The sequence below is a fragment of the Natrinema marinum genome, assembly GCF_024296685.1.
Lineage (GTDB): Archaea > Halobacteriota > Halobacteria > Halobacteriales > Natrialbaceae > Natrinema > Natrinema marinum.
The window spans coordinates 2,865,370-2,879,475 of record NZ_CP100763.1 but is presented as its reverse complement, the minus strand read 5'-3'; the positions used below and the strand labels follow the sequence as shown (position 1 = coordinate 2,879,475).

Annotated in this window: 12 protein-coding genes; 6 read left to right on the top strand and 6 right to left on the bottom strand. The window is 68.1% G+C overall.

Annotated features, from left to right (window positions below; all coding sequences use genetic code 11):
* Positions 1–19: 19 nt before the first annotated feature.
* Positions 20–820 (bottom strand): DUF7260 family protein, encoded by an 801-nt coding sequence (locus NKH51_RS14370; protein ID WP_254762363.1) that lies wholly within the window; start codon positions 818–820, stop codon positions 20–22.
* Positions 817–1,746, bottom strand: a complete 930-nt coding sequence (locus NKH51_RS14365; protein WP_254762362.1) for a DUF7551 domain-containing protein — start codon at positions 1,744–1,746, stop codon at positions 817–819. The genes NKH51_RS14370 and NKH51_RS14365 overlap by 4 nt, the downstream gene beginning before the upstream one ends.
* 1,046 nt (positions 1,747–2,792) lie before the next feature.
* Here NKH51_RS14365 and NKH51_RS14360 point away from each other — a divergent pair.
* Positions 2,793–3,548, top strand: a complete 756-nt coding sequence (locus NKH51_RS14360) for a CehA/McbA family metallohydrolase (RefSeq protein ID WP_254762361.1) — start codon at positions 2,793–2,795, stop codon at positions 3,546–3,548.
* 386 nt (positions 3,549–3,934) lie between these two features.
* Here the strand turns inward: NKH51_RS14360 and recJ are convergent, their stop codons facing one another.
* Positions 3,935–5,458, bottom strand: coding sequence for a RecJ family nuclease (gene recJ / locus NKH51_RS14355; protein WP_254762360.1), 1,524 nt, complete (start codon positions 5,456–5,458; stop codon positions 3,935–3,937).
* Between the two features lie 163 nt (positions 5,459–5,621).
* Between recJ and NKH51_RS14350 the strand changes: the two genes are divergently transcribed.
* The 3 genes from NKH51_RS14350 to NKH51_RS14340 are packed head-to-tail and all read left to right on the top strand — an operon-like array spanning position 5,622 to position 8,271.
* Complete coding sequence (locus NKH51_RS14350; protein WP_254762359.1) at positions 5,622–6,500, top strand: complex I NDUFA9 subunit family protein; 879 nt, start codon at positions 5,622–5,624, stop codon at positions 6,498–6,500.
* Between the two features lie 56 nt (positions 6,501–6,556).
* Complete coding sequence (locus tag NKH51_RS14345; RefSeq protein ID WP_254762358.1) at positions 6,557–7,240, top strand: DUF4166 domain-containing protein; 684 nt, start codon at positions 6,557–6,559, stop codon at positions 7,238–7,240.
* Complete coding sequence (locus tag NKH51_RS14340) at positions 7,237–8,271, top strand: YndJ family transporter (RefSeq protein WP_254762357.1); 1,035 nt, start codon at positions 7,237–7,239, stop codon at positions 8,269–8,271. Before NKH51_RS14345 ends, NKH51_RS14340 begins: the two co-directional genes overlap by 4 nt.
* Positions 8,272–8,287: 16 nt before the next feature.
* On the opposite strand, the gene NKH51_RS14335 is transcribed toward NKH51_RS14340, so the two are convergent.
* From NKH51_RS14335 to hemC, 3 genes are read right to left on the bottom strand one after another with little or no spacing between them, the layout of a single operon-like run.
* The gene (locus NKH51_RS14335; protein ID WP_254762356.1) at positions 8,288–9,025 is read right to left on the bottom strand and encodes a uroporphyrinogen-III synthase; all 738 of its coding nucleotides are present in this window, start codon (positions 9,023–9,025) and stop codon (positions 8,288–8,290) included.
* Between the two features lie 3 nt (positions 9,026–9,028).
* Positions 9,029–9,841, bottom strand: coding sequence for a uroporphyrinogen-III C-methyltransferase (gene cobA, locus NKH51_RS14330; protein ID WP_254762355.1), 813 nt, complete (start codon positions 9,839–9,841; stop codon positions 9,029–9,031).
* 15 nt (positions 9,842–9,856) lie between these two features.
* Positions 9,857–10,990, bottom strand: coding sequence for a hydroxymethylbilane synthase (gene hemC, locus NKH51_RS14325; protein WP_254762354.1), 1,134 nt, complete (start codon positions 10,988–10,990; stop codon positions 9,857–9,859).
* A 145-nt stretch (positions 10,991–11,135) separates the two neighbouring features.
* Between hemC and NKH51_RS14320 the strand changes: the two genes are divergently transcribed.
* Positions 11,136–11,501, top strand: a complete 366-nt coding sequence (locus NKH51_RS14320) for a group I truncated hemoglobin (protein ID WP_254762353.1) — start codon at positions 11,136–11,138, stop codon at positions 11,499–11,501.
* Between the two features lie 199 nt (positions 11,502–11,700).
* Positions 11,701–14,016, top strand: coding sequence for a nitric-oxide reductase large subunit (locus NKH51_RS14315; protein WP_254762352.1), 2,316 nt, complete (start codon positions 11,701–11,703; stop codon positions 14,014–14,016).
* Positions 14,017–14,106: the final 90 nt, after the last annotated feature.

Genomic DNA, 14,106 nt, shown 5'->3' with positions numbered 1-14,106 from the left:
GGCCGGTGGCTTGGCCGCTTCAGACGCGACGCGCGAGGTGTGCCCGAATCGTTCGCTGGCAGTCCTCGCAGATCCCGTACAGCCGCGTCGCGGTCGACAGTAGCGGATAGCGAACGGGGAGCTCGGAGTAAAACGATACTACCACCGACCGGCGGCTCGTGCCCCCGGTTCCGTACCGGTTCGTCGAGTCGGTAAGCCGCGCTTGCCGCTCGCTCGTGAGCGTCTCGAGCCGGTCGCGGTAGCGCTCGAGGCGGTCGTGTTTCGCCCGCAACGCGTCGAAATCACACTGCAGGAGCGACTCGTCGGCCGTCGCCTGCAGCCACGCGACGATCTCGTCGATCTCGTCGCTCGCCGCCTCGAGCGACCGCCGTTCGTCGTCCAGTGTCTCCCGAAACGCCGTTGCCTCCCGCTTTCTGTCTGCGATCTCCTCGAGGACGGCGCGCTTGAGCGCCGGCGTCCAGCCGGTTTCGGCCGCGAGCGCGACGGCGATGTCCTCGGTCAACTCCGCTGCGATCGTTTCCGCGAGGGACTCCTCGGCCGCGATGTCGGCGGTGCTGTGGGGACGGATCGTCTCGGCGAACGCCTCGCGGACGGTGACGCAGCGCTCACCCGGCGTCGGTGCCGACCCCGACGGCCCGGCCACCGTCGCCATCGTCGTCGCCGCCCCCTGTTGCTGGCCTGCCGCGAGCGCGGGCGTCGTCGCTGGCACGTCCCGAACGCGCTCTTCGAACGCCTCGAGCGCCGCTTTCCGATCCGCGACCGCCTCGCGTTCCGCCGCGACGCATCTCCGCGCCCGGTGGACGGCCGTGGCGTCGCTCACGCGTGCTCACCTCGCGTGCAGACGAGGCCGCCGTCTCTGTCCCCGCCGCTGGTCAGAACGAACCGCCAGTCGCCGTCGCCGAGGGCGGTCACGTCGGAGACGCCGAACGCCTCCGTCGGCGCCGCCGTCCGCCGCAGGATGTCGATTCCGATCGGCAGCGTCGGGAACCGCCGCTCGCCGCACTCGATGGCGTAGCCTCGCAAGGAGACCGCCCACGCCTCGCCGGACTCCTCGTCGGACTCACGGCTCACGCCGTACTCGCGCACCAGCGAGAGCGAATTCAGGTGTTCGAGGCTCGCTTCGACCGGATCCGACGCGGGGTCGACCGGCGGCAGGGCCGCCGCTGCCGCCGTCAGCACCCGCGCCCGCTCGGCCGCGTCGAGCTGTCGCTCGAGTTCCGTCGCCATCGTCTCGAGCATGACCAGACAGAGCGTGTTCCGGTCGGTCGGCGCTTCGGCCGCGGCCAGATACGCGTCCATGATCGCCCGCTCGGCGGCCCCGTGATCGCGGGTCGAGAGCGCTTCGAAGACGGCCCCCGAGACATCGTGGCAGAACTCGATCAGCGGGTTCTCGGTTCTCGCTCGCTCCTCGTGGTTGACCCGTTCGGACGGGTCGCGGGTCATATTCGATCGATCCGAACCGGACGATTCGGCGTCGACTGTGTCACCGCCGCCGCCGCCCGTCGATCGCTCCTCGCAGACGATCGGATCGTAAAACGGCACTTGCGGATCGTAGCGTCTGAGCGCGGCGCGGTACTGTTCTGTCGCTCGAGCGGCTTCGACTGCGGCCGTCCGGGTCGCGAACCGGTGGCCGGCGACCGGGACGGGTCGTTCGCCCGAGCGCGCCCCGACGACGGAGAACGCGCCGTCGTCGCTGGCCAGACGCTCGATGTGATCGCGAATCTCTCGGAGTGTCGTTCCGACCATGGGTCCCTCGTCTCGTTCGTTCTTTAGGCATACCTAAAACGTCATAAGTCCTCCGGACTTTAGGCCAACCTAATAATCCGAGTCGCCGTGTCGCCCGAGCCGTGGAGGGGCGGAGCGGTCCGACCGGATGCGGGGAGTCACGCGCGGTATCGTCGATGGCCGCCACTACGGAGTATCGGTACCGTCGTTCGTCAGTCGCTCTCGCCCCGCTTTTGTATATCGATATGGAATTCACAAGACGTCATCGGCGGCTACGACGACCATCGGGCCTCGTCCGGGACCCACCGGATCGGTATCGCCACCTCCTCAAGCGGAGGCTGGCCGGACCGGCCGCGGCCAGTGACCGGTTAGTTCGAACGGCAAAGCGCTCCGGTATACCCCGTGGAGTGACAGTACCGTGACCATCCTGGGGGCCGTCGATCGACGGCTCACGCGAGAGCGTAACCCGTTGTTACCGCGCCGCCGCTACTCTCACCGCGAGGTGAGGTGATGCTCGCTCGAGGACGTGCGAACCGTCGCCCCGTCGGGGCGATGCGTCGACGGTCGTCTCGAGGTTGATCGCTGTCACGGATGTAGGCCTTCGGAGACCGGTCGCGAACGGTGGGTGCAGCTGCTATCGACACGACGGCGAGGGTCGTCGGTCCACTGTCGGCCGTACCGGGCCGTCGTCGGACCGTCGAGTGGCGGCCCGTGCGCAGCGACGGTGAGGCGAGTCGGGAACACGGCTACCTCCAGATCCGTCGGTCCGTCGCGCCCGCATGTCCAACTGGTCGGCCACTGTCTCACAGACCCGTGACTGGTCGCGGTACGCCGGGTCGTGTTCTCTAGTTCGTCCTTCTCGCTGTTTTCGTCCAACGTAGGCCGAGTAGCCGTGTCTCGCGCCGCGACCGGTTTCCGTTTGCCACAGTCGATCCCGATCCGATAAACTTCATAACAGTATATTGAATCTGCTCCGTGGGGGAAGCCGGCCGGCAGCACAGCGTTTATGCGCGCCAACAAGCTATTGGAGGTAGCGTCTCCGCTACACCTGATATTCGGTACCCCCTATGACCACGCAGATTCCGTTCGCGATCGACTTCCACGTCCACTCCGACGAGTCCTACGACGGGCACGAACCGATCGAACTCATCCTCGAGCACGCCGCCGACATCGGGCTCGACGGGGTGGTGATCACGGACCACGACGAGATCGACGAGTCCCGCCGGGCCGCCGACCTCGCCCCTGAGTACGGCCTGATCGGCATCCCCGGCGTCGAGGTCTCGACCAAACATGGCCACCTGTTGGCGATCGGCGTCGAACGACGCCCCGATCCGGGCCGGCCGTTCATGGAGACCGTCGAGACCGTCCGCGAGCTGGGCGGCGTGGCGATCGTCCCCCACCCGTTCCAGCGCAGTCGTCACGGCGTCCGCAAACGCCGGATCGACGACGCCGACGCGATCGAGACCTACAACTCGATGCTGTTTACCGGCTACCGGAATCGCCGCGCTCGGACCTTCGCGAAGCGACGCGACTACCCCCAGATCGGGGCCAGCGACGCTCACTACCTGCCGAACGTCGGCAAAGCCTACACCGAGGTGCTGGTCACGCCCGATACGGCCACCCCGACCAAGGCCGACATCGACGGCGACGACCTCGTCGACGCCATCCTCGAGGGTCGGACCCAGATCCACGGCAAGCGAACGCCGATCCGCAAGAGCGCCGTCCAGTACGGGAAGGGGGCGGTGCGCAAGACGGCGTACATGTTCACCTCGCGCGCGCCGCTGGTGCCGACGGTGCCGGCCTCCATGGACAGATCGACCTGATTCAGACACGATCTCGAGTCGCTTCGGTCGTCCGACTCGGGTGGTCTCGTAGCTCGAGGGTTCCGTCTGCAGTGGATTCGTCCGTGACCGGACGCTCGAGCCCTGCTATCGTGGCAACCGGGACGTTCCACATCCTCTCCACCCGATTCGCTCGGACTCCCGTCCTCGCTCAGCCACCGGAAGACGCGCCGCGTCTTCCGAGCCGTTCGCTCGCAGGCTCGCGAAGACCTCGCGCAAGGATGAGCTGCGGTTCACTGACTCACGGTTCACCGTCGCTCGCCGTCCGTTTTCCGAGGCGCTCAGTCCGTTTGCGCCTCGCGTTCGTTCACCGCGACTCAGCGCGCGTCACCGCGGATCGGTCCGGCGGTCTGAACGAAGATACCGCTCTAGGAGAGCTGTTCGCCGACGATTTCGTCGGCCCGTTCGAGAAATGCCTCCTCGTTTCCTTTCGGGACCGTCGCGCCGGCTGCGACGTCGTGACCGCCGCCGTCGCCGTCGACGGCGCGGGAAGCCTCTCCCATCACGGCCGAGAGGTCGAGTCCCTTGCGAACGAGCGAGTGGGTCCCTCTGGCGGAGACTTTCACCTCCTCGTTGCCCTCCACGGCTTCGCCGTTCCGGTTCGCGGAGCCACGCTCCGCGCTCTTTTCGGCGAACGCGATGATCGGCTTCGAGCGGCTGATTCCCTGATTCCCCATCGCCATCCCGGCGACGATGCCGACGATGGTCTCCCGGATCTCGTCGCCCGCGTGGAACCACTGGATGTGCTCTTCCTGGGTCGCCCCCTCGCGGGTGACGAGCTCGATTCCGTTCGAGAGGTTCCGCCGGTGCTCGCGCAGGAGTTGACGCGCGCGCTCGAGCGCTCCCTCCCGGTCCCCAAGACAAACCCCGAGGCCCACGTCGGCGCGCTCGTAGCGCGCGGTCGCGTTGAGCAGCGTCGAGAACTCGCTGGCGTCCCGGAGTTCGGTGCCGACGGGCTCCTCGCTCAGAACGTAGGCCGTGCTGACGAGGCCATCGATCTTCGACGCCGGAACGCCGCTCGAGACCGCCTTCCGGACCAGCGCGCTGGCGACGGTCTGCTTTTCCTCGTTCGTCAACCCCGACCAGCGCCGCCACTCGCCGTCGCGTTTCAACTCGAGGTCGAGCCCGTCGAGAAAGCGCAACGCGCCGTTCGCATCGTTCGAGATACCGGGAATGTGGACGTCGGTGGCGTACTCGAGCAGCTTGGGCAGCGGCCGGGTCTGTTTGCCGTAGAGTGCGAGGTCTTTCCCCGTCTCGAGGACGCCGGCCTCGACGCCCTCGGCGACGATCTTCGCGTTCGCGCCGTGGAGTTCGCCGCCGGAGGCCTGCATGTCACCGACGGCCCCGACGACCGCGAGCGCGGCGAGGTCGCGGTTGTCGGCCCGGCCGGTCGCCCTGGCGGGGTCGGTAACGGCCCCACCGTCGGTGGCAGCGCCTCGGGAACTGCTGGCGACGTCCGCGAGCGCCCGCGCGAGCACGTAGCTCGCGCCCGCTCCCGACAGCTCCGACGCGCCGTTGATCCCGAACAGCAGCGGATTGAGGTGGTATTCCGTCTCCCGGTCGGCGGGCTGGTGGTGGTCCGCGATAACGGGGGTGAAGTCGCCCGCGTCCTCGTGCTCGCCGATTATATCGAGCTGGCCACTCCCGAAGTCGGTAAACAGGACGGTGTCGTACTCCGTCGCCGCGATGTCCGCGATCGCGGCCTCGTCGAGCTGTTTCTCGAAGACCGTCTCGAACGGAATCTCCGCCCGCTCGAGCGCCTGCGCGGCGATCGCGGCGCTGGTGAGTCCGTCGGCGTCGATGTGAGAAGCGAGCAGCACGCGGTCGGCCGCACACAACCGCTCGGCGCAGGCGCTCGCGCGATCCTCGAGTTCGGGGACCGGCCCTGTCATCGGTGCATCGGTCGATGATGGGTCGCCATTCCGGATAAACTTCAGGATGCGCGTTCCGTCGTCGGTCCGACGTGTTCCGTTACCGCCGCTCGAGCGTTCTAAATTGGATTGTGATACGTCAGTACAGCGGTAACTTTAGGAGCCATCGACCGAACGAAACCGTATGAACGTCCTGGTCGCGGGCGGTACGGGATTCGTCGGCCGGTCCCTCTGTCGCGTCTTGGTCGACCGCGGACACGACGTGACGGCGGCTTCGCGGACGCCCGACGCGACTGGACTGCCCGACAGCGTCGAGACAGCGGCGCTCGACGTGACCGAGCCGGATCTCGGGACCGCCGTGGCCGGTCACGACGCAGTCGTCAATCTCGTGGCGCTCCCCTCCCACGTCCAGCCCCGCGGCCGGTGCCACGAGGCGGTCCACTACGACGGCACGCGCCACCTCGTCACTGCGAGCGAAGCCGCTGGCGTCGAGCGGTTCGTCCAACTGAGCGGGCTGGGCGTCGACGACGGCGTGAAGACGGCCTACTTCCGTGCCAAGCGGCGGGCCGAACGCGTCGTCCGTGACGCGAGCCTCGAGCACGTGATCTACCGCCCGTCTGTCGTCTTCGGCGACGGCTGTGCGTTCGTGCCGTTCGTCGAGCGGCTGGTCCCGCCGCTCGTGACGCCACTGCCCGGCGGCGGCCGGATGCGACTCCAGCCGATTTGGGTGGAGGATCTCACTCCGCTGATCGCCGACGGACTCGCGGACGACCGCCACGCGGGCCGGTGTTACGAGATCGGTGGCCCGGAGCGGCTCACCCTCGCGGAGACGGTGACGACGATCCGCGGCGGCGGCGTCGTCGTGCCGATCCCGATGGCCCTCGCCGGACTCGCGGCGCGAGCCGTCGAGCCGCTCCCCTGGCCCCCGTTCGGTCGCGATCAGTACCGCGCGATGGGGTTGGACAATACGACGACCGACGACGCCCTCGCGGCCTTCGGCGTCGATCCGGACTCGCTTCGGACGCTGTCGGCGTACGTCGACGAGACTCGAGGTGAGGGGTAGATGAACTCGACTTCGGCTACCGTCGGTCGATCCGCTCCGGTCGCGGAGGGTCGACCGTGACCGGGCTCTTCGAGCGCGCGGTCGGCGAGGGCTGGGAAACCCTCCATCCCCGCGTGCGAGAGCGCTACGGCCTCGAGGCCGGCGAGGACCGCGAGGCGATCGGCGTCGGCCGGATGGACGAACTGGACCGAAATTCGCTCGCGACGCCGATCCGCTGGCTCGGGACCCTCGACGACTTCCTCTTTCCGGAGGGCGGCACCGACGTGCCGTTCTCCATCGTCACGGCGGCGTTCGTCGACGACGCCGGGAACGAGGCGCTCGCCCTTCACCGAACATTCGAGACCGACCCGCCGCGGGAGTTCGTGGACACGCTGCGGTGGAACCCCGCTCGAGGCTGCATCACCGACCTCTTCGGCCGCCGGGGCCACGTTGCTGCAGACCTCCACCTTCGCGCCGACGACGGGGCGCTGGCGCTCTCGATCGGGACGCAGTGGCTCCGCGCGGGTGGACGCTACGTCGCTCTCCACGGCCCGCTGTCGGTCGACGGCCGGCTCCGCGACTGGTACGACGACGAACGCGACCGGTTTCGCGTGGCGGCGGAGCTCACCAACCCGCTCGTCGGGACCGTGTTCGGCTATACGGGCGGGTTCGAGAGTGACTTCCGGGCCATCGACCGCGACGTGGCGGCTCGGACTCGATCCGGTCTCGACGGCGTCGACCTGCCGGGTGAGAACGCGTGACCGACCCCGAGTCGCCGACCGCTCGGACGCGTCGCTCCGCTTCGGCTCCGTTCCCGACCGTCGCCGGCCGGCGCGTAACCGATCTGAGTACGCTATTCGGCAGTGGGGTCTGGCTGGCGCTGGCCATCGGAACCGTCGGCGGGCCGGTCCCGCTCTCGGCTGTCGAACTATACGTCGCCCTCGCGACGCTGATCGTCGTGCCGCTGGGCCTCGGATTGCTCGAGTCGACGAGCGCCACCGCGGGTTCGCTCCCCGATCGAACGGCGACCCCCTATCGAGTCGCCGCCGCCGGCCAGTTCCCGGCCGCGCTGGCCGTCGTCGCCGGACTCGCCGCACCGCAGGGCACGCTACTTGCAGTGGCGCTCGTCGCCCCGTGGCTCGCCGTCACCGGGGCGATCGCACTGGCCGGAGTCCGACGATTACTAGCTCGAGGCCCCGGTCCACTGCCGGAACTCGCGATCGACGCCGCGCTTCTCTACGTGCCGGTGGCCGCCGTCTTCCTCTGTCTGCACGCGGCCGGGATCAGTCTGCGATTCGCACCGATCATCGTCCTCCTGACGGGGGTCCACTTCCACTACGCCGGGTTCGCCCTGCCGCTGGTCGTCGGCCTCACCGGCCGTCTCGTGGCGACCGGCGAAGGCGGGTTTCCGCCCACCGCCGCGGGACGGGCGGCAGCCGCAGTGACGGCCGTCATCGCGGTCGGTATCCTCCTGATCGCGGTCGGTATCACCTTCTCGCCGCTACTCGAGGTGATCGCGGCCGTCACGTTCTCGGCCGCCGTGGTCGGGTTCGCGGTGCTCCTCTTCCGCACGGTCGTCCCGGCAGTCCCGCGGCTTCCGGGGGCGCTGTTCGCGCTCGCCGCGATCTCGCTGTGCTGGACGATGGCGCTGGCGCTCGCGTTCGCGTACTCGGCGCTTCCCGACACTGCGTCGCTGGTATCGATTCCGGAGATGATCCGCTGGCACGGGAGCGTCAACGCCTTCGGGTTCGCGCTGCCGGCGCTACTCGCGCTTCGGTCGCTCGAGAAATAGCGGTTCGACCGTCGCCTCACTCGTCGTCGATCGCCGCGACCGTCTCTCGAGCGAGCGCCTCGAAGGTCGCCTCGTCGGGTACCACGTCGACCTCGAGGCCGCGCCCGGCGGCGGTCTCGGCCGTCGGCTCGCCGATGACGCCGACGGTCGCCGCTTCGAGTCCCTCGAGCGCCGCCTCCTGAACTCCGCGCTCGGCGGCGGCCGCGAGGAAGTGCTCGACGGTCAGCGACGAGGTGAAACAGACCGCGTCGAGGTCGCCGTCGGCGGCCAACTCGGCCGACTCGCCGCTCCCTTCGGGTCGAACCAGCCGGTAGAGGATCGTCTCGTGGACGTACGCGCCCGCATCCTCGAGTCCCTCGAGTAACACCGCGCTCCCGTGGTCGCTGCGGGCGACCTCGACGCGCGCGCCGTCGACTCGGCTCTCGAGTGCGGCAACGAGCCCGCTCGAGGTGAACTCCTCGGGGACGAGGTCGACCGCGTACCCCTCCGCGCGGAGCGCGTCGGCCGTCGCGGGGCCGATTGCACAGACCGTCTCGTCGCCGGGTTCCCAGCCCGCCTCGGAGACGAGTTCGGCACCGGTCTTGCTCGTAAAGAGGACGTAGTCGGCGTCGGTCCGGGGGGTCGCGTCGGTCGGTTCGACGGCGAGCATCGGGTCGGGGGCCGGTTCGGCGCCCAGCTCCGCGAGCAGTTCGACGGCGCGCTCGAGGCGGTCGTCGTCGGGCCGGAAGACGGCGACTGTGGGCGTTCCGCTCATCGGTTACTCCTCGGCCCCCGGCTCGGCGTCTGCGGCCGCGCCGTACTCGTTCTGTAGAAAGTCGACGACCGACTCGCGCGTGCCCGCCACGTCGCCGATCACCGTCACCGCGGGCGGCGAGATATCCTCCGCGTCACGGACGTCGACGATCGTCTCGAGGGTGCCCGTCGCGACCCGCTGGCCGGGCCAGGTCCCGCGTTCGACGAGCGCGACCGGGGTTTCCGGTGCCATGTCGGCGTCGAGAAGCGCGTCGGTGTAATCCGGCAGGCGGCCGACGCCCATCAGGACGACGATCGTGCCGCCGGTCGCCGCCAGGGCTTCCCAGTCGACCGTCGACTCCGGTTTGGTGGGGTCTTCGTGGCCCGTGACGAAACTTACCGACGAGGCGTGATCGCGGTGGGTGACGGGGATGCCGGCGACCGCGGGCGCGGCGATGGCGGAGGTGACCGCGGGGACGACCTCGAACGGAACGTCGTGGGCCGCCAGATACTCCGCTTCCTCGCCGCCGCGGCCGAAGACGAAGGAGTCGCCGCCCTTGAGTCGGACGACCGACTTTCCTTCGCGGGCGAGTTCGACCAGCCGCTCGTTGATCTCGGACTGGGGCGTGCGCTCGCCGCCGGCGCGCTTGCCGACGTCTTCGCGCCGAGCTTCCGGCAGCCGGTCGATGATCTTTGGGCCGGGGAGCTTGTCGTGGAGGACGACGTCGGCGGCCTCGAGCAGTCGCGCCGCCTTGACGGTCAACAGGTCGGGGTCGCCGGGGCCGCTGCCGACGAGGTAGACGGTGCCGGGTTCGGCCTCGATCTCGGGTCCTGACATATCGATACTCGCTAGCTACTTCCCCTCGGGCTTATCTTCCTCGGAGACGCCCTCGTCGTCCGTGTCTTTGCGTGCCTCTTCGATCAACTCGGCCGCGCCGCGGTCGGCGAGGTCCCGTGCGAACTCGCTGGCGGCCTCGGCGTGGTGCTCGACCGGGAGGTCGCGGCTGGCGGTCACCGACTCGTCGCCGTCGCGATCGAAGACGTTGACGGTCGCGTGGACGTACTCACCCTGCACGACCGCGTAGATGCCGATCGGGGCGATACAGCCGCCGCCCAGTTCGGCGAGGATCGTCCGCTCGACGGTCGTCTCGACACGGCTTCGGGGATGGTCGATCGCGCTCTGGATCGAGCGGGCCGTCTCGCCGTCCCGGGCGGTCACTGCGAGCGCGCCCTGGCCGGGCGCGGGGACGAAGTCGCTCGTCGGAAGCTGCTGGTAGTCGACGTGGTGTTCGAGCCCGCTGCGCTCGAGGCCCGCCCGCGCGAGAACGATCGCGTCGTACTCGGTCTCGACCTCGCGGCCCAGCGCCTGCTTTTGCAGTTCCGGGAGGTCGTCGAACCAGTCGTCGACGTTGCGGTCGTACTCGGGCTCGAAGTCCTCGTTGCCGGTGTTCCCCTTCCGCTCCTTGTCCGCTTCCGAGCGCTCCTGATGCTCTTCTTGCAGCGCGGGCGCGAGCAACTTCTCGAGGCGCGTGTCGACGTTCCCCCGCAGCGGCTCGACCGTGAGATCGTCGCGCTCCGACAGCAACTGAGCGCGCCGGCGCAGGCTCGAGGTGCCGACGGTCGCGCCGGCCGGCAGCTCCTCGAGGGTCTTCCCGTCGGGCGTGACGAGTACGTCACCCGGCCGACCTCGCTCGGGGACCGCGGCGGTCACGAGTTCGTCGGGCTGTTCGGTCGGCATGTCCTTCATCGAGTGAATCGCGCCGTCGAGGTCCCCCTCGAGGACGCGCTCGTCCAGTTCGCGGACGAACGCCCCCGTCTTTCCGAGCCGGTGGATCAACTCGTCTCTGATCTGGTCGCCCGTCGTCTCGACGGTGACGAGTTCGACCTCGTACCGGCGGTCCTCTAAGGCCCCCTTTACCAGTGAGGCTTGCCGCCGAGCGAGTGCGGAGCCCCTCGTCGCCAGTCGCAGCGTCCCGCGCGTTCTCATGGGCGTCAGTCGGAGCCTGGGGTATGAAAAGCGCACGCTTGCCCGCCGACCGGAAACCGATCGCGCGACGAGACCGCGACCGAGCGGACCTCACCGAACAGGTTCGCCCCGGAATTTATGTATGTAAGTTTAGTACACGCTCACGATGAGTGAAACACTCTACGAACGACTCGGTGGCGAAGACGCGATCGCCGCTGTGGTCGACGAGTTCTACGATCGCGTCGTGGCGGACGAGCAGGTCGCACACTACTTCGACGACATCGACATGCAGGAACAGCGGGCCCATCAGACCAAGTTCATCAGTTCGGTCACCGGTGGTCCGGTCGACTACTCCGGCCGGGAGATGGCGGCGGCTCACGCAGACCTCGAGATCGGCCCGGCCGATTTCGAGGCGATTGCGACCCACTTGGACGAGGCGCTGGCGTCGTTCGATGTCGACGACGACGATCGGCAGGCCGTCCTCGAGGCGGTCGCAGGGCTGCGAGACGATATCGTTACGGCGGCCGATTGAGAGCTGCCGGCCTCTTTCGGCCGATCATTGATCCGGGAAAACGAGGTGGCGTCGAGCCGCTGGGCTACGCGCCTCGAGTCGAACACGAACTACCCCGTCGGCTCCCCTAACGGCTGCCGCGAACACGTTCGCCCCTTCTTCCAGCCGGTAGGAAAAGGGGGGTCGTTTGACGGTCGTCTTCCCGTTAGTCGTAGCCGTCATGCAAGTGAAACGAAAACAGCTGGCGACGTTCCTCGCGACGATCTTCGTCGTAAACCTCGTCGTCATGGGCGGCGGCGCGTGGCTCTCCTACGCCAACTCGCCCGATATTCCCGACACTATCGTCGGACCCGACGGCGAGACGGTCGTGACGAACGAGGACGTCCGAGACGGCAAGCGAGTGTTTCAGGAGAACGGCCTGATGAATCAGGGCTCGATTCTGGGCCGCGGCAGTTACTACGACACCGACTACACCGCTCACACGCTCGAGTTGAAGACGGAGTACATGCGCGAGTACTACGCCCAGGAGCGCCACGGCGAGAACTACACGGCGTTGAACGCCACGGTGCAGGCGGGCATCGACGAGCGGGTCCGGCAGGAACTCCAATCGAGCGAGTACGGCTCACAGGTTCGGTACTCCGCGGCCGAGGTCTACGCCCACGAGCAGGTCCGCGCGGACTACGTCGAGCGCTACCACGAGGGGGACCGCGAACACGGCATTCCCGAGGGACAGGTGCCGAGCGCCGAGGAGGCCGAGCAGTTCGCCGACTTCGCGCTGTGGACCGCCTGGATCTCCCACACCGACCGCCCCGGCTCGACGGTCTCCTTTACCAACGACTGGCCGTACTCGCCCGCTGCGGGCAACGCCGCCGGCGGCGCGATCATGACCTGGAGCGTCATCGCCATGGTGTTGCTCGTCGGCGGCGCGGGGATCGCAATCTGGCTCTACCAGTCCGTCGAGATCCCCGAACCCGAGTCCGGCAGCGTCTCGATCCCCCACCCGTCGGAGATCGAACTGACGCCGAGCCAACTTCTGAGCACCAGGTTCGTCCTCATCGGCGCGCTGTTGTTCGTCGCGCAGACGTTCCTCGGCGGCTTGCTCGCCCACTACTACGTCGAGCGCGACGGCTTCTTCGGCCTCAGCGAGACGATCGGCTTCGACATCCTCCAGTGGCTGCCCTGGTCGATCGCGCGGACCTGGCACGTCGATCTGGGCATCCTCTGGATCGCCACGATGTGGCTCGGCGCGGGCCTGTTCCTCGCGCCGCTGCTGACCGGCCGCGAGCCGCCCAAACAGGCGCTGTACGTCAAGGGCCTGATCGGCGCGCTGCTGGTCGTCGCCGTCGGCGGCCTCGTCGGCATCTGGCTGGGGACGAACAACGTCTTCGGCGACCAACTGTGGTGGCTGCTCGGCAACGAGGGACTGGAGTATCTCGAAATCGGCCGCGTCTGGCAGGTCGGCCTGCTGGTCGGCTTCCTCGGCTGGACCGTCCTCGTGGCGCGGGGCTTCAAGCCACTCTTGGACCGCGAGCCCCGCTACGGGCTAGCCCACATGATCGTCTACGCGGGCGGCTCGATCGGCTTGTTGTTCATGGCCGGCTTCCTCTACACGCCCAAGACGAACATCGTGGTCACGGAGTTCTGGCGCTGGTGGGTCGTCCACATGTGGGTCGAGGGCGTCTTCGAGTTCTTCATCCTCGTCGTCATCGCCCTGACGCTGGTCTCGATGAACCTCCTCTCGAAAAAGGCCGCCGAGAAGGCCGTCATCTTCCAGTCCGCCCTCGTCATGGGCAGCGGCATCATCGGCGTCTCCCACCACTACTGGTGGGCCGGCCTCCCCGAGGTCTGGCTCCCCATCGGCAGCGTCTTCTCGACGCTCGAGTTCATTCCCCTGCTGTTCATCCTCTACGAGGCGCTGGGCCAGTACCGCGCGATGGACACCGCCGGGAACGATTTCCCCTACCGGATGGCCTTCTACTTCATCGTCGCCTCCTCGGTCTGGAACTTCTTCGGAGCCGGCGTGATCGGCTTTTTCATCAATCTCCCGCTCATCAGCTACTACGAGACCGGCACCTACCTCACGGTGGCCCACGCCCACGGCGCGATGTTCGGCGCGTTCGGCCTGCTCGCGATGGGGATGGCCGTCTACATCCTCCGGTTGACCACCCGCGAGAGCCGCTGGACCGACCGACGCCTGCGCTGGTCGTTCTGGTGCTGTAACACCGGGCTCGCTCTGATGATCTTCCTTTCCCTGCTCCCGATCGGTTTCCTCCAGCTCGAGGTCGGCTTCACGCAGGGCTATGCGGCCTCCCGGGCCCTCGAGTTCTACAACGGGGGACTCGTCCAGACCCTGTTCTGGCTGCGCATGCCCGGCGACACCCTGCTGATCGCCGGAGCGGTGTGCTTCGCGTGGGACGTGGCCGCGAAGCTGCTCTTCCAGCGGAAGGCGACTGCTGGGGAAACGAGCGATCACGTTATCGCCGACCGGCTCATCCCCGACCGCGGCTCCGTCGACCCGGTCAGCGACGACGACTGAGACGCACACTGATTTTCTTTCGACCGTGTAGACCGGCGAACGGCCCAGTTCGAGGGTGTTGGCCGGAACTACTAACCGAGCCGGCGGGTA

Excerpts from the sequence above, each read along its gene's own strand:
- NKH51_RS14365 (WP_254762362.1), bottom strand. The coding sequence starts at position 1,746 with ATGGTCGGAACGACACTCCGAGAGATTCGCGATCACATCGAGCGTCTG.
- recJ (WP_254762360.1), bottom strand. The coding sequence starts at position 5,458 with ATGACAGGGCCGGTCCCCGAACTCGAGGATCGCGCGAGCGCCTGCGCC.
- NKH51_RS14350 (WP_254762359.1), top strand. The coding sequence starts at position 5,622 with ATGAACGTCCTGGTCGCGGGCGGTACGGGATTCGTCGGCCGGTCCCTC.
- cobA (WP_254762355.1), bottom strand. The coding sequence starts at position 9,841 with ATGTCAGGACCCGAGATCGAGGCCGAACCCGGCACCGTCTACCTCGTC.
- NKH51_RS14315 (WP_254762352.1), top strand. The coding sequence starts at position 11,701 with ATGCAAGTGAAACGAAAACAGCTGGCGACGTTCCTCGCGACGATCTTC.
- NKH51_RS14320 (WP_254762353.1), top strand. The coding sequence starts at position 11,136 with ATGAGTGAAACACTCTACGAACGACTCGGTGGCGAAGACGCGATCGCC.
- hemC (WP_254762354.1), bottom strand. The coding sequence starts at position 10,990 with ATGAGAACGCGCGGGACGCTGCGACTGGCGACGAGGGGCTCCGCACTC.
- NKH51_RS14360 (WP_254762361.1), top strand. The coding sequence starts at position 2,793 with ATGACCACGCAGATTCCGTTCGCGATCGACTTCCACGTCCACTCCGAC.
- NKH51_RS14335 (WP_254762356.1), bottom strand. The coding sequence starts at position 9,025 with ATGAGCGGAACGCCCACAGTCGCCGTCTTCCGGCCCGACGACGACCGC.